Here is a 19,800-nt window from a genome sequence, read left to right as displayed (position 1 = left end):
GCACATCGTTCGGTTACGGGCCGTTCCCTCGTTATGCCGGGCGGGCTTAGCCTCGCTTCGAATCGACGTGGCCCGGGCCAAATGCAACGATCGCCCGCAGGCGATTATTTGCGGTGTCGTTTCTCGAAGGCATCATCCAGCACCCAGCCCGTGCCGGATTTACAGTCCACTTGCGTGTATGCGTAGATTTTGGCGACACGATCCGTCAGTGGAACACAAGACTCGCCTTTCCTGATCGTAAAGATCGGCTGGGTCCTGTCGTCGTTAGGTTCGGCAAACGCAGGCATATCCTGAAGTGCCGTCCATTCCTCGTCTTTGTATTTCGAGCACGCGCTGATCATCACGGCGAGTGCGGCCAATAGCAGGAGGCGTGTCATTTCTTCGGATATCGTCGGATTCCAATCAGGCGTTTCGAATGGCGCAGACCGGTCATCAAATCCGCGGGGGGTATGATGCCCGGGAGTTGCCACCTTGGGTCGTAAGCCAGGATGCCAGCCTTGCCGAGTATTTCGGCTATGTTCGATGAGCAATTATTGTCGACGAGAGAGTATGGCTTGTTTTCGTGTCGCCGTCTTTCTATTTCGGAAACGATGATCCTTTTCTCGTCCTTGGATGTATGGAGGAGATAGCTGATCGTATCGCGTTGCATCTTGGTCTGCTGGCGGTTTAGGTAGTTCGCGATGTTATCGACGTCCCATCCTGGGTGCGCTCTGCCATATACGATTCCATCGACTGCAATCGCGGTATGTCCGAACTGCGACCCTCTGAGATGGAGCGGGAGTCGCTAATCAAGATTTCAATGGTTGTTGATGCGTGCATGGAGGGAAAATGGGATTCCTGTTTTTTGTGTCATTGAAATCCTATCGTGCTGTTTCTGGTAATAAAATCGAGATAGTAAAATGAGTAGTGCGGTATGCTGCCTTATAAGTTTTATTTTCGATGGGACTTGTCTTATTGGTGCGTGATTGTTTCCGTGGCGAATGTCTAGTTTCGGAGCAAACGCGGCATCAGGGATTGGACTTGTTCTATACAAGCTGGCGACGTGATGGTGCGGGCGAGCCGCAGGCCTTTCCTGCCTCCCACCGCACTGCGCTCGCCAGTCACGCCTTATCCGCCTTCCCCGCCGCGCTCGCAAACTTCGCGAGCCACGTATCGATAGCCGACGGCTGCCGGCTCTCGTCCTCCGCGCGCTCCTTGCGACGAATCGCGTTGCGCACGACGTGCGCGCCGACATAACGGATCGGCTCCGGCGGGAAATGGCCGAGCGGGCCGCGCACGATCGGGCTGCGCGTCCACGCGTTGTCGAGGCCCAGCACCAGCGACGACAGGATCTGCCCGCCCATGTAGGTCGGCCCGACGCCGTTGCCCGAATAGCCGAAGCCGTAGAACACGTTCGGCGCGCCATCGAGGCGGCCGAAGAACGGGAAGCCCGTCACCGAACGATCCGACGGCCCGTTCCAGCTCGCGGTGATCGGCACGCCCGCCAGCGACGGGAAGAATTCGCGCAGGCTGCGCGTGAGCTGCGCCTCGTACGGCGAGCGTCGGTCGAACACGGGCGCGATGCGGCTGCGCCACGAGAACGTGTTGCCGCCTTTGCCGAGCATCAGCCGGCCGTCGACGGTCGTGCGGTAGTAGTGCACGAAGATCCGCGAATCGAGCACCGACACGCCGTCCACCAGCCCGGTCTTTTCCAGTAGATCCGGACATTTCTCGGTGATGACCATATCGCTCGACACGACCGCGATCGTCCGTTCGAACTGCGGGAAGCGGCTCGCCATCCATGCGTTGATCGCGAACACGAGCCGGCCCGCGCTCACGCTGCCGGACGGTGTGTGCACGGCGGCCGGCTGGCCGGGCGTGAAGTCGAGCATCGGCGTGCGCTCGTAGATCCGGATCCCCATCGCAAGTGCGACGCGGCGCAGCCCGCGCACGAGCTTGCCGGGATGCACGGTCGCGGCGATCGGCGAATAGACGCCGTCGAGATTGCGCACGGAGCCCGAACGGCGCGCGACTTCGGCGGGCGGCAGCGGCTCGTAGCTGTGGATGCCGCACGCGGCCAATGCGTCGAGCACCGGTGCGAGCGTGCCGAGCTGCGCGCGCGACGTCGCGGTGTACAGCGTGCCGTCGAGCCGCAGCTCCGCATCGATGCCGTGCGCGCGGCAGAAATCGGCGATGTGCTGCACGGCCGCTTCCGACGCCTTCACGAGCCGGAGCGCCTCGGCTTCGCCGAACAGGCGCCGCAGCGTCAGGAATTTCGCGGACCACGTGAGCAGGCAGCCGCCGTTGCGTCCGCTCGCGCCGGCGCCGCACAGGTCGGCCTCGAGGATCGCGATGTCGAGCGCCGGGTGCTGCTGCTTTGCCTGGATCGCGGTCCAGAGGCCCGTGAAGCCGCCGCCGACGATACACACGTCGGCCTGCGTCGCACCTTGCAGCGCGGGGGCGAGGTCGCCGTCGTTGAACAGCGCTTGTTCGATCCAGAAGGGTCGCATCGGATGTCGTACCAGTGAGGGTGAGGTTGCCGTGCCGCACACGGCGCAAAAACGAAAACCAGTGCGAACGCGAACCCGACACCGCCGCACCGCAATGCACGGCAGCGCACGGCAGCGTCGCAGCGCGGCCCGATTCGTCGAGTCGGGCCCTCGCTTCCGCGGACATGCGGCGCACGCCCATCGCCTTCAGCGTATCGGCGATCGCTCCCGGAATACCGGCTTCGTCGAAGTGGCCGATGCAGCGGACGCGGAACGCGTCGACCTCGGCGAGCTTGCCCGATACCCAATGTAGCCGCGCTTTTTGACCGCCTGATAAAAACCGCGCCGCGGCACGAGGCCGCTGGGTGGTCGCCTCCCTTCGCGGACGTCAGCCGTCAGTCTTTGCTTTCTGTTCCCTGCATGTTGTTGACAATCTACAAATCATCCCTTTTAATGTCAAGCCTGGAAATACTTCCCATCGGCGCGGCGCGGGCGCCGACGGCTCACCCCTTCGATCGGAAAGGACTGAACGTCATGACTGAAATGCCTGTATCCGTGGAAGTGAACGGCCGCCGCTACAACTGGATGCGCCAGCCCGTGGTGGTCGTCTGCGTCGATGGCTGCGCATACGAATATCTGGAAGAAGCGGCCGCGGCCGGCGTCGCGCCGTTCCTGCGCACGCTGCTGAAGCCGGGCACGGCACTCAAGGGCGAGTGCGTGGTGCCGAGCTTCACGAACCCGAACAACCTGTCGATCGTCACCGGCGTGCCGCCGGCGATCCACGGGATCAGCGGCAACTACTTCTACGATCGCGACACCGGCGCCGAGGTGCTGATGAACGATCCGAAGTACCTCGTCGCGCCCACCGTGCTCGCGACTTTCGCGGAACAGGGGGCGCGCGTCGCGGTCGTCACCGCGAAGGACAAGCTGCGCCGCCTGCTCGGCAAGGGGCTGAAGGGCATCTGCTTCTCGTCGGAAAAGGCCGACGAGGCGAACATCGCCGAAAACGGCATCGACCACGTGCTCGAGCTGGTCGGCAAGCCGGTGCCGAGCGTGTACAGCGCGGATCTGTCCGAATTCGTGTTCGCGGCCGGCGTGCGCCTGCTCGAGACGCGCCCGATCGACCTGATGTACCTGTCGACCACCGACTACGTGCAGCACAAGTGCGCACCCGGCACGCCCGGCGCGAACGCGTTCTACGCGATGATGGACATCTACCTGCAGCGCCTCGACGAACTCGGCGCGATCGTCGCGATCACCGCGGATCACGGGATGAACGCGAAGCACGACGGCGCGACCGGCGAGCCGAACGTGATCTACCTGCAGGAGCTGTTCGACGAATGGCTCGGCCCCGATGCGGCGCGCGTGATCCTGCCGATCACCGATCCGTACGTCGTGCACCACGGCGCGCTCGGTTCGTTCGCGACCGTCTACGTGCCGGCGACGGCCGATGCCGAGGCGCTGCGCGCGCGGCTCGCCGCGGTCGACGGCATCGAGGTCGTGCTGACGGGCGCCGAAGGCTGCGCGCGCTTCGAATTGCCGCCCGCGCGGATGGGCGACCTGATCGTGATCTCGAAGCACGACGTCGTGCTCGGCACGCGCCGCATCAAGCACGACCTGTCGGGCCTCGACGTGCCGTTGCGCTCGCACGGCGGGATCGCCGAGCAGATCGTGCCGCTGATCTTCAGCAAGCCGGTTGCGCCCGACGTCGCCGGCCGCGCGCGGCTGCGCAACTTCGACATCGTCGACATCGCGCTCAACCATCTGCAGTGACGCGGACGCATCCGCCAGGAGACAGTCATGAACGCCACTGCAGTATCGACGGATGTCCGCGAGCTTCGTCGCGAAGCACTGCGAATCGATGGTGAAAAGATCTACCGCGATGCGGTGATCGACGTGCGCAACCCGTACGACGGCGCGCGGGTAGGCACCGTGCCGAAGGCGACGCTCGACGACGTGCGCCGCGCATTCGCGGTCGCGCGCGCGTACCGGCCGGCGCTCACGCGTCATGAGCGCGCGGCGATCCTGCGCCGCGCGGCCGACATCGTGCGTGCGCGCACCGCGGCGATCGCGGCGTTGATCACGGCCGAGGCCGGGTTGTGCATCAAGGATTCGACGTACGAGGCCGGCCGCGTGGCCGACGTGCTGACCTTCGGCGCCGGCGAAGTGCTGAAGGACGACGGGCAGATCTTCTCGTGCGATCTGACGCCGCACGGCAAGAAGCGCCGCGTGTATACGCAGCGCGACCCGCTGCTCGGCGTGATTTCGGCGATCACGCCGTTCAATCACCCGATGAACCAGGTCGCGCACAAGATCGTGCCGTCGGTCGCGACCAACAACCGGATCGTCGTGAAGCCGTCGGAGAAGGTGCCGCTGTCGTGCTACCTGTTCGCGGACATCCTGTACGAAGCCGGCCTGCCGCCGCAGATGCTGCAGGTGATCACCGGCGACCCGAAGGAGATCGCCGACGAGCTGATCACGAACCCGGCGATCGACATGATCACGTTCACCGGCGGCGTGTCGATCGGCAAGTCGATCGCCGCGCGGATGGGCTACCGGCGCGCGGTGCTCGAACTCGGCGGCAACGATCCGATCATCGTGATGGAAGATGCCGATCTCGACGAAGCAAGCACGCTCGCGGTGTCGGGCTCGTACAGGAATTCGGGGCAGCGCTGCACGGCGATCAAGCGGATGCTCGTGCATGAGGCGGTGGCCGATCGCTTCACGGAGCTGGTCGTCGAGAAGACGCGCGCGTGGTCGTACGGCAATCCGTCCGATCCGTCGGTCGACATGGGCACGGTGATCGACGAAGCGGCCGCGAAGTTCTGCGAGCAGCAGGTGAACGACGCGATCGCGCGCGGGGCGCGGCTGCTGGTCGGCAACGTGCGCGACGGCGCGCTGTATTCGCCGACCGTCGTCGATCGCGTGACGCCCGACATGCCGCTGGTCAAGCATGAAACCTTCGGCCCGGTGTCGCCGATCATGCGCTTTCGCGACATCGACGAAGCGATCCGGATGTCGAACAGCACCGACTACGCGCTGTCGTCGTCGGTCTGCACGAACCGCTTCGACCACATCACGCGCTTCATCACCGAGCTGGAAGTCGGTAGCGTGAACGTGCGCGAGGTGCCCGGCTATCGGCTCGAACTGACGCCGTTCGGCGGCGTGAAGGATTCGGGGCTCGGGTACAAGGAAGGCGTGCAGGAAGCAATGAAGAGCTTCACGAATACGAAGACGTATTCGCTGCCGTGGTAAGCGATGTGTAAGGCGCCCGCGCCGGCATCGCGGCCGGTGCGGGCGTTATTCGATCGGCTCATATCGTTAGCCGATTTGCGTTTTTGCCGGGTCTCGACGCATCGGTAGAATTCGCGGACCTCTCGCACGGCGCAGGCGCGCCGGCGGGACGATCCTCTCCAATCATTCGGGGTCCGCACCATGAAATTCCTCCGCTCCATCCTGGTCGTCGCGCTGCTGCAGGCCGTCGCGGCCACCAGTGCGCTGGCTGCCGACGACCTGTCGCAGATCAAGTCGTCCGGCGTGTTCCGCGTCGGCACCGAAGGCACCTACGCTCCGTTCACGTACCACGACGAGACCGGCAAGCTGACGGGTTTCGACGTCGATATCGCAACCGCGATCGCGCAGCGCCTCGGCGTGAAGCCGCAGTTCGTCGAAGGCAAATGGGACGGGCTGATCGCGGGCCTCGACGTGAACCGCTACGACGCGGTCGTCAACGAAGTGTCGATCACCGACGCGCGCAAGGCGAAATACGATTTTTCGACGCCGTACATCACGTCGCATGCGGTGCTGATCGTGCGCGCGGACAACACGACGATCCGCTCGTTCGACGACCTGAAGGGCAAGAAATCCGCGAACACGCTGACCAGCAATTTCGGCAAGCTCGCGGCCGCGCACGGCGCGGACGTGGTGCCCGTGCAGGGCTTCAACGAATCGATCGACCTGCTGACGTCCGGGCGCGTCGATGCGACGATCAACGATTCGCTGTCGTACCTCGATTTCCGCAAGCACAAGCCCGACGCGAAACTGAAGATCGCGGCGACCGACAAGACCGGCGCGGGCGATGCGTCCGGCGTGCTGCTGCGCAAGGGCAGCCCCGCGCTGGTGGCCGCGATCGACAAGGCGCTCGCGGACATCAAGGCGGACGGCACCTACGCGAAGATCTCGCAGAAGTACTTCGGCCGCGACGTGTCGCAGCCGTGACGCGAGACTGAACGATGCCGGCCTGGCTGCACCTGATGGTGGAATCGCTGCGTCCCCTGCTGGTCGCGGGGCTCGTGTTTACGGTTCCGCTCACGCTCGCGTCGTTCGCGATCGGCCTGTTGCTCGCGTTCGGCGCGGCGCTCGCGCGGCTGTTCGGGCCGCGCTGGGCGCAGGCCGTCGTGCGGTTCTATATCTGGCTGTTCCGCGGCTCGCCGCTGCTCGTACAGTTGTTCGTGATCTTCTACGGGTTGCCGAACGTCGGCATCGTGCTCGATCCGCTGACGGCCGCCGTGATCGGCTTCTCGCTGAACGTCGGCGCGTACAACGCCGAGGTGATCCGCGGCGTGATCGAGTCGATCCCGAAGGGGCAGTGGGAAGCCGCATACTCGATGGCGATGACGCGCGCGCAGGCGCTGCGCCGCGCGATCCTGCCGCAGGCCGCGCGGGTTGCGCTGCCCGCGCTGTCGAATTCATTCATTTCGCTCGTGAAGGACACGTCGCTCGCGGCCGTGCTGACCGTGCCCGAAATCTTCCAGGCCGCGCAACGCATCGCGGCCGTGACCTACGAGCCGCTGATCCTCTATACCGAAGCCGCGCTGATCTATCTGCTGTTCAGCTCGGTGCTGTCGTCGCTGCAACGCCGGCTGGAGCTTCGCTTCGGCCGCCACGCGCTGTTCCACGCGGAGCTGCGATGATCCGCCTCGAACGCATCGACAAGTCGTTCGGCGCGCATCGCGTGCTGAGCGGGATCGACCTCGCACTGCAGCCGGGGAGCGTGACGGCGCTGATCGGCCCATCCGGCAGCGGCAAGAGCACGCTGCTGCGCTGCGTGAACCTGCTCGAAGTGCCGGAGGCGGGTGCGCTCGTGGTCGGCGATGCGCGCATCGACTTCGTGCCGGCGTACCGGCCGTCGCGCGACGCGGTGTTCGCGGTGCGCAAGCAGACCGGCATGGTGTTCCAGAACTTCCAGTTGTTTCCGCACCTGAGCGTCGTGCAGAACGTGATGGAGGGGCTCGTGACCGTGCAGCGCTGGCCGCGCGAACAGGCGCGCCAGCGGGCGCTCGCGCTGCTCGACAAGGTCGGCATCGCGGACAAGGCCGACGCGTGGCCGGCCACGTTGTCGGGCGGACAGCAGCAGCGTGTGGCGATCGCGCGGGCGCTCGCGCCGTCGCCGCAGGTGCTGCTGTGCGACGAGCCGACGTCGGCGCTCGATCCGGAGCTGTCCGTCGAAGTGGTCGAGGTGCTGCGCCAGCTGGCACGCGAAGGCACGACGATGCTGATGGCCACGCACGACCTGCGTCTGGCCGCGTCGATCGCGCACGACGCGGTGTTCCTTGCCGATGGCCGCATCGTCGAGGCCGGCGCATCGCGCGACGTATTCGGCCGGCCGCGCGACCCGCGCACCGCGAAGTTCGTCGCGACGCTCGCGCACGGCGTGCCGGTGTTCTGACGCGATACGCGATGCGGTGATGCTCAGCCCGGTGCGTCCCCATCGAGCACGGCGGCGACGATCGCTTCCGGCGCATCCTCCTGAACCAGATGACCCGCGTTGGGGACCCGGATCAGCGTGCCGTTCGCGATGCGATCGGCCAGCGCCTGTCCTTGCTCGAGCGGAATCCACACGTCGTCCTCGCCCCACACGATGCGCACCGGAAAGTCCGGCGGCGCGTAGCGGGCCTCCGCTTCCTCGATGTAGCGCTGGCGCATCTGCGCGATCTGGCGATAGAACGCGGCTTGCCCGGCCGGCGTGAGCCACGGCTCGCGGTAGATCGACAGCACGTCGTCGCTCAACGGCCGCGCGACCGCCTGGCTGATATAGGCCAACAGGAGCGCGTGATGCGCGTACGCGGGCAAGCCGGTGAACGCGGCTTCGTGCTGCGCGACGTGACGCACGAACGGCGACCCTTGCGGCGCGATCGCGACCGGGTTCACGAGCGTGAGATCCGCATACGCGATGCCGTCGAGAAAGTGCGCGCGAAGCACGGTAGCGCCGCCGTAGTCGTGCGCGAGCACGCGCGGCCGCGACAGTTTCCATTCATTCAGCAGCGCGCCGAATAGCGCGTTCTGGCGGCCCAGCGACACGTCCGCGTCCGGCATGTCGGACTGGCCGTAGCCGAGCAGGTCGTAGAAATACACGCGGTGGCGCCGCGCGAGCCACGGCGCGATCCGGCGCCATACCTGCGACGAAAACGGCGTGCCGTGCACAAGGACGAGTGGCGGGCCTTCGCCGAGCGTGCCCCATGCAATCCGGTGGCCTTCGAAATTGAAGCGGTTCGCGAGTTCGAGCATCGGCTTCTCCGTGATAACCTGTTTCGGTTGTTAACAGGTTACGCCGGATTGTCCGGATGTGAAACCGATAGGTGAAAATAAATGGTTACTCGATCCGACCCGGCGCGACATGAGCACGAATGGAGCGCGGCCGATTTCGTCGGCGGTCATCCGGCGCTCGACTTCCTCAACACGGTGGCCGACACGGGCAAGACACGCGACGAGGAGAAGCTTGTCGACTGGCCGGCCGTGCGCGCTTGGGCAGGGAAGGCGGGATTGCTGACGCCGGACGATCTGGCGCGGTTGCTGCGTCATCCTCGGCAGGACGGCCCCGACGAGCTGGCGGCGCTGCACCGCTTTCGCGACGACGCGTACGCCGCGATCACGCACCTGACGACCGAAGGCGGCGGCAGCGCGGGCGCGCGTGCGGCGGACCGGCTTGCGGTGGCGATCCGCGAAGCGATCGGCCGCAGCGCGTTCGACGCGGTCGGCGGCCGCTTCGCGTGGCGGCCCGACGCGCGTGTCGCGTCGCGCTGGATCGACGCAGTCGCGCTCGGTTTCGAGCATCTGATGCGCAGCGACGATTTCGCGCGCGTGCGGCAGTGCGGCCGGTGTACGTGGTTCTTCGTCGACCGCGGCCGCGGCGTCGGGCGGCGCTGGTGCGACATGCGCACGTGCGGGAATCGCGCGAAGGTGGCGGCGTTCAGGGAGCGGTGACGCGCGCGTCGCGACGGTTGCCGCGCCGCGCGTGCGTCATTGAGCGGCTTCGTGCGGCCGCTGGTGGTCGGGCCATAACGTCGCGGCGATGAACAGCCCCGCTGCAAGGAACGGCGCACCGATCGCGAACAGGATGGCCGTGAGGCCCCAGCGATCCCAGAAGCGATCGACGAGCGCACGCTCGGGGGTGACGGGGTCGTACAGCACGTTGACTGCGTCGCCTTCGTGCAGGCCCGGGCGCGACGACGCCGAGCCTTGGGCGAACGTGATCAGCCGCCCGCTGTCGGTGGTGAACGCGACGACGGCCGAATACGGCGCCGTGCGCGACCGCGACGACCGCCCGTTTTTCGCGATCTCGACCACATGGCCGGTCGAACGCGCATAGTGGTGGACGATCTGCCACTGATGCAGGCCGGCCGCGCCGGCGCCGGCGAGAAAGCCCGTGCCGATCGCGATCGGAATCAGCACGATCGCCACATCCCAGCGGCGCCGAGTCGGCTTGCGTGCGGTGCGGGGCGGCGCCGGGTCCGATTGCCGGCGGCGACGCTCGCCGGCAATCAGCAGGCCGCCGATCGCGAACGCCGCGACGGCGAGCAGCGCGGGCACGGCCACCGGAAACCAGCGTTGCGTGAAATCGTCGATCAGCGCGGGGCGCTCGGGGTGGTCGGGGTCGAGCAGGACGTCGACGTTTTCGCCGATGTCGTAGGCGGGGACTGGTGATGCGGTATTGCCGGCGACTTCGCGGCGCTGGCCGTCGTTCGCGAGGTACGCGACGATCGGGCGGTACGCGCGCATCGCATCGCTGTCCTGGACGATGCGCACGACCGTGCCCGGCGCGCGGACCAGGTGGCCGGGTTCCCGGCTTGCGGTGATGGCCAGTACGCCGGCCAGCACGAACAGGACGACACCGATCATCAGCGCGACCCGCGCGCCCTTACCCGGCATGACGCGATCCGGTTCGTGCGTCGCGCGGATTCGGGTGTGCCCGGGTGAGCGGCCTATCGCGACGGACGGGCCGATATTGGCGCAACCATGCCCTCTGAATGGTCGCGCGTCGTTCACATGCTTCCATGTCTGACGTCCCATGCTCTCTCAGTGCCGGCGGGCCAACGACGATGCTTGGCGCCGGTCGTGTGATATTTGTCGGACGATTCTAGCGGAAACGATGCGCGCCGGGCGCGCGGTCGTGTACCGCCGTGAAAGGCGCACGCCGCGAATGCGGTGCGCCAGAACGGAAAAAGGCCGGTCAGCTTTCGCTGACCGGCCTTTGGAATTCCTGGTGGGGCGTGAGTGACTCGAACACTCGACCTACGGATTAAGAGTCCGCTGCTCTACCAACTGAGCTAACGCCCCCAACAGAAGAAAGATTATGCCGGTGTTTTCGGGGCATGGCAAGCCCTTTCTGCAGATTTTCTTAAAATATTTCGTCAAGGCAAAGGCGGCCGTCCGCGCCGTAACGAGCGGTCGCAGTTTGCGCGCTCCCGGTATGATGACGCCACACGCGTTGCGCGGCGGTCGCGCAACGTTTTCTGGACATTCGAAGATGGACGAAAACGCAGTCCGCGAATTGCTGGATCGCCTGCTGGCCCCGTGGGTCCGCTCGCTGGGTCTGGTCCCCGTGTCGATCGGCGACGACAGCGTCACGCTGCGCCTGCCGTTTTCCGGCGAGTTCCGCCATTCGGGCGGCGTGATCTGCGGCCAGGTGTTCACGGCGGCCGCCGACACCGCGATGGTGGTCGCGATCTCGGCCGCGCTCGGCGAATTCCGGCCGATGACGACGGTGTCGCTGAACACGAACTTCATGCGTCCGGTGCGCAAGGGCGACGTGCTGGTTACCGCGCGCGTGCTGCGGATGGGCCGCAACCTCGTGTTCGGCGAAGTCGAGCTGTTCGACGAGGACGGCAAGATGGCCGTCCACGCGACGTCGACCTACGCGCTCATCGGCTGAGCGGCGCGATGTTCGACCAGATCGCCTTTGCGGGCGGCGGCAATCGCTGCTGGTGGCAGGCCGGCTTCTGGGACGTCGCGCAGCCGGCCCTCGGCCTGCGCCCGCGCGTGATCACCGGCATCTCGGCCGGCGCGGCCACCGCATGCATGCTGTATACGCGCGACGCCGCGTGGGTGATGCGCTATTACGAAGAGGCGCTGCGCCACAACCGGAAGAACGCGTACTGGGGCAACCTGTTCGGGCGCGAGCCGGTGTTTCCGCATTACCGGATCTACCGTCAGGCGCTGCTCGACATCTACGGCGAGCCGTTCGCGAAGCTCGCCGCGGCGCCGGAGATCCGCATCGGCGTGTCGCACGTGCCGCGCTGGCTCGGCGCGCGTAGCGCGGTCGCCGCCGGCCTCGTCGCATACAACATCGAAAAGTACGTGCGCAAGACGCTGCACCCGACGCTCGGGCGCACGCTCGGCTTTCGGCCGGAATTCGTGCGCGCGCAGGCCTGCACGCAGGTCGACGAACTCGCCGACCTGATCCTGCAGTCGTCCTGCACGCCGCCGTTCACGCCGGTGCTGCGGCGCGGCGGGCGGCCGGTGCTCGACGGCGGGATGGTCGACAACGTGCCGGTCGATGCGCTCGATCCGTCGCCGGGCGACGTGCTGGTGCTCGTCACGCGGCTGTATCCGCGTCCGCAGATGTTCACGGTCGCGCATGGCGAGCAGCGGCGGCTGTATGTGCAGCCGTCGAGCAAGGTCCCGATTTCGAGCTGGGATTACACGAGCCCGTCGCAGATGCGGCATGCGTACGATCTCGGGCGGCGCGACGGCGAGCATTTCCTCACGCGCGTCGGCGCGATGACGGGCGGCCGCGTGGCCGCCTGACCAAGGGGGGCCGCGCGACGTGCGCGGCCCGTGCGATCAGCGCTTGCGGATCGGCGTCAGCGCTTCCGGGTTGGCGACGCTCGACATGTCGCCGTCGTCGAACGCGAGAATGTTGCGGAATGCGGCACTGAAATACAGCTCGTAGCTTTCGCGTTCGACGTAGCCGATGTGCGGCGTGCAGATGACGTTTTCCATCCGCAGCAGGCTGTAGCCCTGCAGGATCGGTTCGCTTTCGAACACGTCGATCGCGACCATCCCCGGACGGTTGTGCGACAGTGCGTTGACGAGCGCGTTTTCCTCGAGCAGCTCGGCGCGGCTCGTGTTGACGAGCAGCGACGTCGGCTTCATCCGCATCAGGTCTTCCTGCTTCACGATCCCGCGCGTGTCGTCGTGCAGACGCAGGTGCAGTGACAGCACGTCGCTCTGCTCGAACAGCGCTTCGCGGCTCTCGGCGGCCGTGTAACCGTCGGCGCGCGCGGCTTCGAGCGAATGCTCGCGGCCCCAGACCAGCACGTTCATCCCGAACGCCTTGCCGTAACCGGCGACGAGCCGGCCGATCTTGCCGTAGCCCCAGATGCCGAGCGTCTGGCCGCGCAGCACCTGGCCGAGGCCGAAGTTCGGCGGCAGCGCCGACGTTTTCAGGCCCGACTGCTGCCACGCGCCCTGCTTCAGGTTCGCGACGTATTGCGGAATGCGGCGCTGGGCGGCCATCACGAGCGCCCAGGTCAGCTCGGCCGGCGCGACCGGCGAACCGGTGCCTTCGAGCACCGCGATGCCGCGGTCGGTACACGCGTCGAGATCGATGTGACTCGACACGCGGCCGGTCTGGCTGATCATGCGCAGGTTCGGCAGCTTGGCGAGCAATTGCGACGTAATCGGGGTCCGTTCACGAATCAGCACGAGCGCCTCGACTTCCGCCAGACGGCTGGCGAGCTGTCCCAGGCCGCGCACCGTATTGTTGAAGACCTTCACGTCGTGGCCGGCGAGCATCTCGAAGCAGTTCAGCTTGCGGACGGCGTCCTGGTAGTCGTCGAGGATGGCAATTTTCATGGTGAACGGGGTGTCGCGCGTTGAAAGCGGCAGGGGCGGCGGCGCAGCTTGCGCGGCCGTCTCGCCCGGCCGGGGCCGACATGATGCAACGTCGGCCGCCTTCATGGTGTCTTTTTAACAGGTTGTTACGCTCCGCCGCAATCGGCCCCCGCCATCCCGGGCGCTCCTCCCGCGCCGTGCAAAGGGGCGCGCTGTTGTGTCGCATCAAATACGTCTTTCCTGATTCGGCCGCTTACTCGACGAGGTTCACCCAATTGTTGCTTCAAGCAGAATAATTGGATCAAGTATCCGCAGAAGGCGAGGATTTTTGACTATTTTTATCGTCAACCGGCCCCTTGTTGAGCAACTCTGCATCATTTCCGCTGTCGTAGGAGAATTACGCATTTGCTTCATCTTTTTGAAGTTGTAACAGCGGCAGGAGTCGTTTATGGATCATTTGCAGTCGATGCGCGTGTTCGTCAAGGTTGCAGATCTCGGCAGTTTCGCGCGGGCCGCGAGCGCAATGGATATCTCCAACGCGGTCGCGACGCGCCACGTCGCCGATCTGGAAGGCCGGCTCGGCACGCGTTTGCTTAATCGCACCACGCGCAGCCTCTCCCTGACGGAGTCGGGTCAGGTCTATCTGGAGCGTGCCCGCCAGATCCTCGACGAGCTCGAGGATGTCGAACAGATGGTCGTCGCGCGCAATCACGAGCCGGTCGGCACGCTGCGCATCGTCGCGCCGGTCGTGTTCGGCCTGCACAACCTCGCCCCCGTCCTGCAGTCGTACACGGAGAATTTCCCGAAAGTGGTGCCGGATCTCACGCTGGTCGACCGGCAGGTCGATCTGGTCGAGGAAGGCTTCGACGTCGGCATCGTCGTCACGCGCCAGATGCGTAGCGCGAGCATCGTCACGCGGCGCCTGACCACCGGCTGCATGACCGTGTGCGCGACGCCCAGCTATCTGGAGAAGCACGGCGTGCCGATTCATCCGGAGCAACTCGCCGAACACCCGGCCCTGAGCCTGCCAACCGAATACTGGGGCGACGAGCGCGTGTTCACGGGGCCGGACGGCGAAGTGCGCGTGCGCCCGACCAATGTGATCGTCGCGAACAACACCGCGATGCTGCGCCAGTTCGCGTTGCTCGGGATGGGCGTCGCGATCCTGCCGAGCTACCTGATCGGCAGCGACATCGCGCGCGGCGCGCTCGTGCGGCTGCTGCCGGATTTCCGGCTGCCGCAGGTCGAGATCAACATCGCGTACCCGAGCCGGCGCCATCTGCCGGCGAAGGTGCGGACGTTCATCGACCACCTCGTCGAGCATTTCAGCCACTCGACCGACGCGACGATGGGCGAACAATGGGCCGCGCAGAGCGCGACGGTGCCGCCGATCGGCGTCGAGATGCGTGCCGAGCAGCCCCCCGAATCGACCGGTCCGAACCTGCAGCCGCGTGTGGCGCGCTCGCCGCGCACGCGCGTGGCGGTGCCGTCGCCGCTGTAACGGGGCGGCGCCCGGTAGCATTACGGCCGGCGCAAATAAAAAACGCGGATCGATCGATCCGCGTTTTTTTATGGCTGCGTGCCGGCGCCGGGCACGCCCGAAGCGGCGCCCGGCGGTCGGGCCGTCACGAACCCGTCTTGCGCGCCGTCGTCTTGCGGGCGGCGGTCTTGCGCGCCGGCGCCGGTTTCTCTTCGGCGCCTTCGGTCACGGTTTCGGCATCCTTCGTCGCCGATTTGGCCGTCTTCTTCGCCGCGGCCGCCTTCGGTTCCTTCTTCTCGAACTCGAAGCCGATCTTGCCGTCCGGCTGCTTCACGAGGAACGCCTTGAAGTTGCGGCCGGTACGCGACGACTTGAAGCCCGGCAGCAGATCCGTGCGGCCGTCGGCCAGCAGCTTGCCCATCTGCTCGCGCGTGATTTCCTGCTGCAGGATCACCTTGCCCGAGCGGAAGTCGCAGGTCTTCGGGTTCGCGACCGAGTGCTCGCACACGTAGCTCATCCCGTGCTCGAACACGCGGCCCTTGCACTTCGGGCACGCGCCGACCGGTTCCTGCGCGGAGAAGTCGGGCGCTTCGCCTTCCTCGCCGCCCTGGTCCTGGCCGAAATCGAACTCGAGCTTGTAGTTCTTCGTCTCGTCGTCGAAGGACAGCTTGAGGATCGCCGAGAACGGGCGGCCCATCTTGCTGCGGAACCCGGACAGCGGCCCGATTTCCTTTTTCTGCAACAGCTCCTCGACTTCCGGGATCTCGAACTGCCGGCTACCCGGGATCTTCGAGATCGAGAAGTCGCACTTCGTGCACGCGAAGCGGCGGTAGTTTTCCTTCACCTGGCCGCCGCAATTCGGGCACGGCGTCTGAAGGGTCGCGTAGTCGCCGGGAATCGTGTCGGAATCGTATTCCTTCGCGCGCTTGACGATCTGCTGCGTCATGCGGGCGATTTCCTGCATGAACGCGTCGCGGCCGAGATTGCCGCGCTCCATCTGCGACAGCTTGTATTCCCATTCGCCGGTGAGCTCGGGCGCGGTGAGTTCCTTCACGCCGAGGCCGCGCAGCAGCGTCATCAGCTGGAACGCCTTCGCGGTCGGGATCAGTTCGCGACCTTCGCGCAGCAGGTACTTCTCGCCGAGCAGGCCTTCGATGATCGCCGCACGCGTCGCCGGCGTGCCGAGGCCCTTCGCGGCCATCGCCTCGCGCAGCTCGTCGTCCTCGACCAGTTTGCCGGCGCCTTCCATCGCGGACAGCAGCGTCGCTTCCGAGTAGCGTGCGGGCGGCTTGGTCACGAGCGCGACGGCGGCGATTTCGTCCGTCTTCACCTTCTCGTCCTTCTGCACCGGCACGAGGTTCGCGTCCGCGCCTTCGGCATCGCGGCCGTACACCTGCAGCCAGCCTGGCTCGACGAGCACCTTGCCTTCGGTCTTGAAGTGATGGCCGGCGACTTCGGTGATCCGCGTCGTGACGCGGAATTCGGCTGCCGGGAAGAACACCGCGAGGAAACGCTTCACGACCAGGTCGTACAGCTTCTGCTCCGGCTCGGACAGCGATTTCGGCGCCTGCAGCGTCGGGATGATTGCAAAGTGGTCGCTGATCTTCGAATTGTCGAAGATCCGCTTGTTCGGCTTCACCCAGCCCTTGTCGAGCACCTGCTTCGCATGCGGCAGGTAGTTGTGGCTCTCCTTGAGCATCTCGAGCGTGGACTCGACCGTCGACAGGTAGTCTTCCGGCAGCGCGCGCGCGTCGGTACGCGGGTAGGTCAGCACCTTGTGCTTTTCATACAGCGCCTGGGCGAGGCCGAGCGTGTTCTTCGCGGAGAAGCCGAAGCGGCCGTTCGCCTCGCGCTGCAGGCTCGTCAGGTCGAACAGCAGCGGCGACAGTTGCGTCGACGGCTTCGATTCCTCGGATACCGTGCCGACCTGGTCGCGGCAGGCGGCGACGATCGTTTCGGCCGCCGGCAGGCTCCACAGGCGGGAGTCGCGTTTTTCCGGATCGAACTCGTCGCGCTTGAATTTCGGGTCGTACCACTTGCCTTCGTAGAAGCCGGCCGCGCACGCGAATTCGGCTTTCACTTCCCAGTAGTCGCGCGGGACGAAGCGGCGGATTTTCTCCTCACGTTCGACGACGATCGACAACGTTGGCGTCTGAACGCGGCCGACGGTGGTCAGGAAGAAGCCGCCGCCCTTGCTGTTGAACGCGGTCATCGCGCGGGTGCCGTTGATCCCGACGAGCCAGTCGGCTTCCGAGCGGCAGCGTGCGGCGTCGGCGAGCGGCTGCATGTCCGAGTCGCTGCGCAGGTTCGCGAAACCGTCGCGGATCGCCTGCGGCGTCATCGATTGCAGCCACAGTCGTTGGACCGGCTGCTTCGCCTTCGCGTGCTGCGCGATCAGGCGGAAAATCAGCTCGCCTTCGCGCCCCGCGTCACATGCGTTGATCAGGCGGTCGACATCCTTGCGCTTCATCAGCTTCGTGAGCACCTTGAGGCGCGACTCGCTTTTTGCGATCGGGTTCAGGTCAAAATGCGGGGGGATGACGGGCAGATGCGCGAAGCTCCATTTCCCGCGCTTGACCTCGTATTCCTCCGGGGCGGCGATTTCCAGCAAGTGGCCGACAGCGGACGAAAGGACGAAATCGTCGCTCTCGTAATACTCGTCATGCTTGGTAAAGCCGCCCAAAGCGCGTGCGATGTCGTTCGCGACAGAAGGCTTTTCCGCAATGATCAGTGCTTTGGACATGACAGGTGTGTGTTGGTAGACCGGGTTCGCCGGTGTGGGTCCCTTTTACGACCGCTTTATAGCACACGCCGCAGCGACGGCGGCTCAGCGTGTAAAAAGCGGCTCATCATAGTGGGGGGCCGCAACGGCGGCAAGCGCCGGGCGCGGCGGGGCGCGCAAACCTGCGCCAAACCGCCGCGCCGGCCCGCGAATTCAGGCTTCGACGTTCAGGACGTCGCGCAATTTCGGTGCGTGCGGCGCACCGGGCACCGCGCTCAGGTCGGACAGCATGCGCTCGACGATCGCCGCGTGCGGCAGCACCGTGCCGAAGAAGCGTGCGGTGTGGGCATCCTCGATCAGGATGGTCGGGAAGTTCTCGACGTCGAGATCGTCGAGCCGGTCGGCATGGGTTTCGATGTCGATCCACGCGAAGCAGGCGTCCGGATGCGCGTCGGCGAGCCGGTCGAAGGCGGCCCGGTAGTCGCGGCACGTGCCGCACCAGTCGGCGCACAGGCACGCGACCAGCAACGTGCCGGGATCGGCGAGGCGCTCGGCGATCCGATCTGCGTCGGTGTCGAGATTCAGCGCGGGCATGGCATTCCTTGAGTAGCGTCGGCGGCCGGGCCGCCCCTATGCCGGGGAATGTAGCACGCCCCGCGCGGACGGGGTGGGCGCCGCGTCAAGCCGCGCGAAGCGTCCGCCGGGGACGCTCGCGACGCGGCCGGCGAGTTCCAGCGCGAGCAGCGCGCCATGCAGCACGTCGTCGGACAGGCCGCTGTGCTCGGCGAGCCATTCGTACGTCACGGGGCCGTATCCCAGCGCCGCGAGCACCGCCTGTTCCGACGGGTTGCCCGGTGGCGGGGCGTCGATGCGGGGCGGTGCGGCGGGCGCGACAGGGCGATCCGGTTGCGCGACGCCATTAGCTTCGGGCTGGCGAATGTCACCCACGTTCAGGCCAGGGTTGCCGGCCCGCACCGCGTCGCCCATCGTGCGCGCGGCCGGCTCGCCCAGCCCGTATTCCTCGAGCACGTCGAGCGGCGCCGCGGTGAGCTTCGCGCCGTCGCGGATCAGCGCGTGGCAGCCCTGCGCGAGCGGGGCGTGGATCGAACCGGGCATCGCGAACACATCGCGCCCCAGTTCGTTCGCGAGCCGCGCGGTGATCAACGAGCCCGAGCGCGGGGCGGCCTCGACGACGAGCACGCCGATCGCGAGCGCGGCGATCAGCCGGTTGCGCTGGGGGAAATGCGCGGCGCGGGCCGGCGTGCCGAGCGGCCATTCCGACACGATCGCGCCGTGCGCGGCGATCTCGTGGGCGAGCGCGCGGTGCCGCGCCGGATAGACGAGATCGGCACCCGTCGCGATCACCGCGACGGTGCCCGAGCGGCCATCGAGTCCGCCACGATGCGCGGCGCCGTCGATTCCGAGCGCGAGGCCCGAGACGATCGTGAGACCCGCGTCGGACAACGCGTGCGCGAAATGCGTGGCGTCGGCGAGCCCCTGCGGCGTCGCATGGCGGCTGCCGACCACGGCGAGGCCACCTGCGTGCAGCAGGTCGAGCCGCCCCTTTACATATAGCAGCGGCGGCGGATCGTGCAGGTCGCGCAGCCGCGGCGGGTAGGCCGGGTCGCTCAGCGTGACGAGCACGTTGCCCGGCCCGTCGAGCCACGCGAGCGCGGCGCTCGTGCGCGTATCGAGATCGTCGCGCTCGCTCGCGCGCACGGCCTGCGCGGCGGCGGGGCTGCTCACGGCGGCGATCGCGTCGCCGGGCGCGCACAGCAATGCCGCCGGGGAGCCGAATGCCGCGAGCAGCGCCTGCAGCACGGCGGCCGAGAGGCCGGGCGCATGCGCGAGCTGCAGCCATGCGCGCAGCGCGGCGGGCGTCAGCGCTTGCGGGGACATGAGCCTGCCCTCGAATGCGGCGTCCAGCGGAGCGCGTGGCGCCATGATAAAATTTTCATCATCCGAAATACTCGACAGGGCCGTGCGCACAGGCGCCCGGCCGATTGCAGGAGGCGCGATGCGCGGCATTGATATGCCACGCATCCGCCTCATCTTCATTGCATCCCGGCGGCGGC

At 66.5% G+C, this 19,800-nt stretch carries 18 protein-coding genes, 1 tRNA gene and 1 pseudogene; 9 read left to right on the top strand and 11 right to left on the bottom strand.

The annotated features are described in order from the left end of the window. Positions 1-104 precede the first annotated feature (104 nt). The 4 genes and pseudogenes from CFB49_RS17025 to CFB49_RS36800 form a co-directional block, all read right to left on the bottom strand. Positions 105-377: a hypothetical protein gene (locus CFB49_RS17025; protein ID WP_089491804.1), complete on the bottom strand. Its 273-nt coding sequence runs from the start codon at positions 375-377 to the stop codon at positions 105-107. Further along, a complete protein-coding gene (locus CFB49_RS37150; RefSeq protein WP_373453185.1) occupies positions 374-682 on the bottom strand; it encodes a lipoprotein N-acyltransferase Lnb domain-containing protein in 309 nt (102 codons plus the stop codon). The genes CFB49_RS17025 and CFB49_RS37150 overlap by 4 nt, the downstream gene beginning before the upstream one ends. A 418-nt stretch (positions 683-1,100) precedes the next feature. After that, positions 1,101-2,489, bottom strand: a complete 1,389-nt coding sequence (locus tag CFB49_RS17015) for an FAD-dependent oxidoreductase (protein ID WP_089491802.1) — start codon at positions 2,487-2,489, stop codon at positions 1,101-1,103. A gap of 145 nt (positions 2,490-2,634) precedes the next feature. Continuing rightward, positions 2,635-2,807, bottom strand: a pseudogene (locus CFB49_RS36800) (2-aminoethylphosphonate--pyruvate aminotransferase); the annotation flags it as partial. A 195-nt stretch (positions 2,808-3,002) separates the two neighbouring features. Between CFB49_RS36800 and phnA the strand changes: the two are divergent. From phnA to CFB49_RS16985, 5 genes are all read left to right on the top strand, one after another. Next, the gene (gene phnA, locus CFB49_RS17005; protein WP_069618249.1) at positions 3,003-4,241 is read left to right on the top strand and encodes a phosphonoacetate hydrolase; all 1,239 of its coding nucleotides are present in this window, start codon (positions 3,003-3,005) and stop codon (positions 4,239-4,241) included. 27 nt (positions 4,242-4,268) lie between these two features. Then, on the top strand, positions 4,269-5,723 hold the full coding sequence (phnY, locus tag CFB49_RS17000) for a phosphonoacetaldehyde dehydrogenase (RefSeq protein WP_089491801.1): 1,455 nt from the start codon (positions 4,269-4,271) through the stop codon (positions 5,721-5,723). Between the two features lie 180 nt (positions 5,724-5,903). Continuing rightward, positions 5,904-6,686, top strand: a complete 783-nt coding sequence (locus tag CFB49_RS16995; protein ID WP_069618247.1) for an amino acid ABC transporter substrate-binding protein — start codon at positions 5,904-5,906, stop codon at positions 6,684-6,686. Between the two features lie 14 nt (positions 6,687-6,700). Continuing rightward, positions 6,701-7,381 carry an amino acid ABC transporter permease gene (locus tag CFB49_RS16990; RefSeq protein ID WP_089491800.1) on the top strand — a complete coding sequence of 227 codons (681 nt, stop codon included), beginning with the start codon at positions 6,701-6,703 and terminating at the stop codon, positions 7,379-7,381. Then, the gene (locus CFB49_RS16985) at positions 7,378-8,136 is read left to right on the top strand and encodes an amino acid ABC transporter ATP-binding protein (RefSeq protein ID WP_089491799.1); all 759 of its coding nucleotides are present in this window, start codon (positions 7,378-7,380) and stop codon (positions 8,134-8,136) included. Before CFB49_RS16990 ends, CFB49_RS16985 begins: the two co-directional genes overlap by 4 nt. A gap of 23 nt (positions 8,137-8,159) precedes the next feature. Here the strand turns inward: CFB49_RS16985 and CFB49_RS16980 are convergent, their stop codons facing one another. Further along, the gene (locus CFB49_RS16980; RefSeq protein WP_089491798.1) at positions 8,160-8,975 is read right to left on the bottom strand and encodes an alpha/beta fold hydrolase; all 816 of its coding nucleotides are present in this window, start codon (positions 8,973-8,975) and stop codon (positions 8,160-8,162) included. A gap of 81 nt (positions 8,976-9,056) precedes the next feature. Here CFB49_RS16980 and CFB49_RS16975 point away from each other — a divergent pair, with 81 nt between their 5' ends. After that, the gene (locus CFB49_RS16975; protein WP_089491797.1) at positions 9,057-9,671 is read left to right on the top strand and encodes a CGNR zinc finger domain-containing protein; all 615 of its coding nucleotides are present in this window, start codon (positions 9,057-9,059) and stop codon (positions 9,669-9,671) included. Positions 9,672-9,707: 36 nt separating this feature from the next. Here the strand turns inward: CFB49_RS16975 and CFB49_RS16970 are convergent, their stop codons facing one another. After that, on the bottom strand, positions 9,708-10,757 hold the full coding sequence (locus tag CFB49_RS16970) for a DUF3592 domain-containing protein (RefSeq protein WP_089491796.1): 1,050 nt from the start codon (positions 10,755-10,757) through the stop codon (positions 9,708-9,710). Positions 10,758-10,948: 191 nt separating this feature from the next. Further along, positions 10,949-11,024, bottom strand: a tRNA-Lys gene (locus CFB49_RS16965). A 190-nt stretch (positions 11,025-11,214) separates the two neighbouring features. Between CFB49_RS16965 and CFB49_RS16960 the strand changes: the two genes are divergently transcribed. Together CFB49_RS16960 and CFB49_RS16955 are read left to right on the top strand one after the other, a co-directional pair. Beyond that, positions 11,215-11,619, top strand: a complete 405-nt coding sequence (locus CFB49_RS16960; protein ID WP_069618241.1) for a PaaI family thioesterase — start codon at positions 11,215-11,217, stop codon at positions 11,617-11,619. 8 nt (positions 11,620-11,627) lie between these two features. Then, positions 11,628-12,494 carry a patatin-like phospholipase family protein gene (locus CFB49_RS16955; protein ID WP_089491795.1) on the top strand — a complete coding sequence of 289 codons (867 nt, stop codon included), beginning with the start codon at positions 11,628-11,630 and terminating at the stop codon, positions 12,492-12,494. Between the two features lie 36 nt (positions 12,495-12,530). Here the strand turns inward: CFB49_RS16955 and CFB49_RS16950 are convergent, their stop codons facing one another. Next, positions 12,531-13,544 (bottom strand): D-2-hydroxyacid dehydrogenase family protein, encoded by a 1,014-nt coding sequence (locus CFB49_RS16950; protein ID WP_069618239.1) that lies wholly within the window; start codon positions 13,542-13,544, stop codon positions 12,531-12,533. Between the two features lie 427 nt (positions 13,545-13,971). Here CFB49_RS16950 and CFB49_RS16945 point away from each other — a divergent pair, with 427 nt between their 5' ends. After that, on the top strand, positions 13,972-15,024 hold the full coding sequence (locus tag CFB49_RS16945; RefSeq protein WP_089435780.1) for a LysR family transcriptional regulator: 1,053 nt from the start codon (positions 13,972-13,974) through the stop codon (positions 15,022-15,024). Between the two features lie 124 nt (positions 15,025-15,148). Here CFB49_RS16945 and CFB49_RS16940 read toward each other — a convergent pair whose 3' ends face one another. The 3 genes from CFB49_RS16940 to dprA all read right to left on the bottom strand — a co-directional run bounded on the left by CFB49_RS16940 (position 15,149) and on the right by dprA (position 19,669). Then, the gene (locus CFB49_RS16940; protein WP_069618237.1) at positions 15,149-17,746 is read right to left on the bottom strand and encodes a DNA topoisomerase III; all 2,598 of its coding nucleotides are present in this window, start codon (positions 17,744-17,746) and stop codon (positions 15,149-15,151) included. Positions 17,747-17,938: 192 nt separating this feature from the next. Next, positions 17,939-18,319, bottom strand: coding sequence for a thioredoxin family protein (locus CFB49_RS16935; protein WP_089435779.1), 381 nt, complete (start codon positions 18,317-18,319; stop codon positions 17,939-17,941). Positions 18,320-18,355: 36 nt separating this feature from the next. Beyond that, the gene (gene dprA, locus CFB49_RS16930) at positions 18,356-19,669 is read right to left on the bottom strand and encodes a DNA-processing protein DprA (protein ID WP_179234909.1); all 1,314 of its coding nucleotides are present in this window, start codon (positions 19,667-19,669) and stop codon (positions 18,356-18,358) included. Between the last annotated feature and the right edge of the window lie 131 nt (positions 19,670-19,800).

It is taken from the genome of Burkholderia sp. AU17457 (assembly GCF_002223255.1).
Lineage (GTDB): Bacteria > Pseudomonadota > Gammaproteobacteria > Burkholderiales > Burkholderiaceae > Burkholderia > Burkholderia sola.
Note: the sequence above shows the minus strand (reverse complement) of the source record. Positions and strands in the feature narration are given on the sequence as shown.

Excerpts from the sequence above, each read along its gene's own strand:
- CFB49_RS17025 (WP_089491804.1), bottom strand. The coding sequence starts at position 377 with ATGACACGCCTCCTGCTATTGGCCGCACTCGCCGTGATGATCAGCGCG.
- CFB49_RS17015 (WP_089491802.1), bottom strand. The coding sequence starts at position 2,489 with ATGCGACCCTTCTGGATCGAACAAGCGCTGTTCAACGACGGCGACCTC.
- phnA (WP_069618249.1), top strand. The coding sequence starts at position 3,003 with ATGACTGAAATGCCTGTATCCGTGGAAGTGAACGGCCGCCGCTACAAC.
- phnY (WP_089491801.1), top strand. The coding sequence starts at position 4,269 with ATGAACGCCACTGCAGTATCGACGGATGTCCGCGAGCTTCGTCGCGAA.
- CFB49_RS16995 (WP_069618247.1), top strand. The coding sequence starts at position 5,904 with ATGAAATTCCTCCGCTCCATCCTGGTCGTCGCGCTGCTGCAGGCCGTC.
- CFB49_RS16990 (WP_089491800.1), top strand. The coding sequence starts at position 6,701 with ATGCCGGCCTGGCTGCACCTGATGGTGGAATCGCTGCGTCCCCTGCTG.
- CFB49_RS16985 (WP_089491799.1), top strand. The coding sequence starts at position 7,378 with ATGATCCGCCTCGAACGCATCGACAAGTCGTTCGGCGCGCATCGCGTG.
- CFB49_RS16980 (WP_089491798.1), bottom strand. The coding sequence starts at position 8,975 with ATGCTCGAACTCGCGAACCGCTTCAATTTCGAAGGCCACCGGATTGCA.
- CFB49_RS16975 (WP_089491797.1), top strand. The coding sequence starts at position 9,057 with ATGGTTACTCGATCCGACCCGGCGCGACATGAGCACGAATGGAGCGCG.
- CFB49_RS16970 (WP_089491796.1), bottom strand. The coding sequence starts at position 10,757 with ATGGGACGTCAGACATGGAAGCATGTGAACGACGCGCGACCATTCAGA.
- CFB49_RS16960 (WP_069618241.1), top strand. The coding sequence starts at position 11,215 with ATGGACGAAAACGCAGTCCGCGAATTGCTGGATCGCCTGCTGGCCCCG.
- CFB49_RS16955 (WP_089491795.1), top strand. The coding sequence starts at position 11,628 with ATGTTCGACCAGATCGCCTTTGCGGGCGGCGGCAATCGCTGCTGGTGG.
- CFB49_RS16950 (WP_069618239.1), bottom strand. The coding sequence starts at position 13,544 with ATGAAAATTGCCATCCTCGACGACTACCAGGACGCCGTCCGCAAGCTG.
- CFB49_RS16945 (WP_089435780.1), top strand. The coding sequence starts at position 13,972 with ATGGATCATTTGCAGTCGATGCGCGTGTTCGTCAAGGTTGCAGATCTC.
- CFB49_RS16940 (WP_069618237.1), bottom strand. The coding sequence starts at position 17,746 with ATGTCCAAAGCACTGATCATTGCGGAAAAGCCTTCTGTCGCGAACGAC.
- CFB49_RS16935 (WP_089435779.1), bottom strand. The coding sequence starts at position 18,319 with ATGCCCGCGCTGAATCTCGACACCGACGCAGATCGGATCGCCGAGCGC.
- dprA (WP_179234909.1), bottom strand. The coding sequence starts at position 19,669 with ATGGCGCCACGCGCTCCGCTGGACGCCGCATTCGAGGGCAGGCTCATG.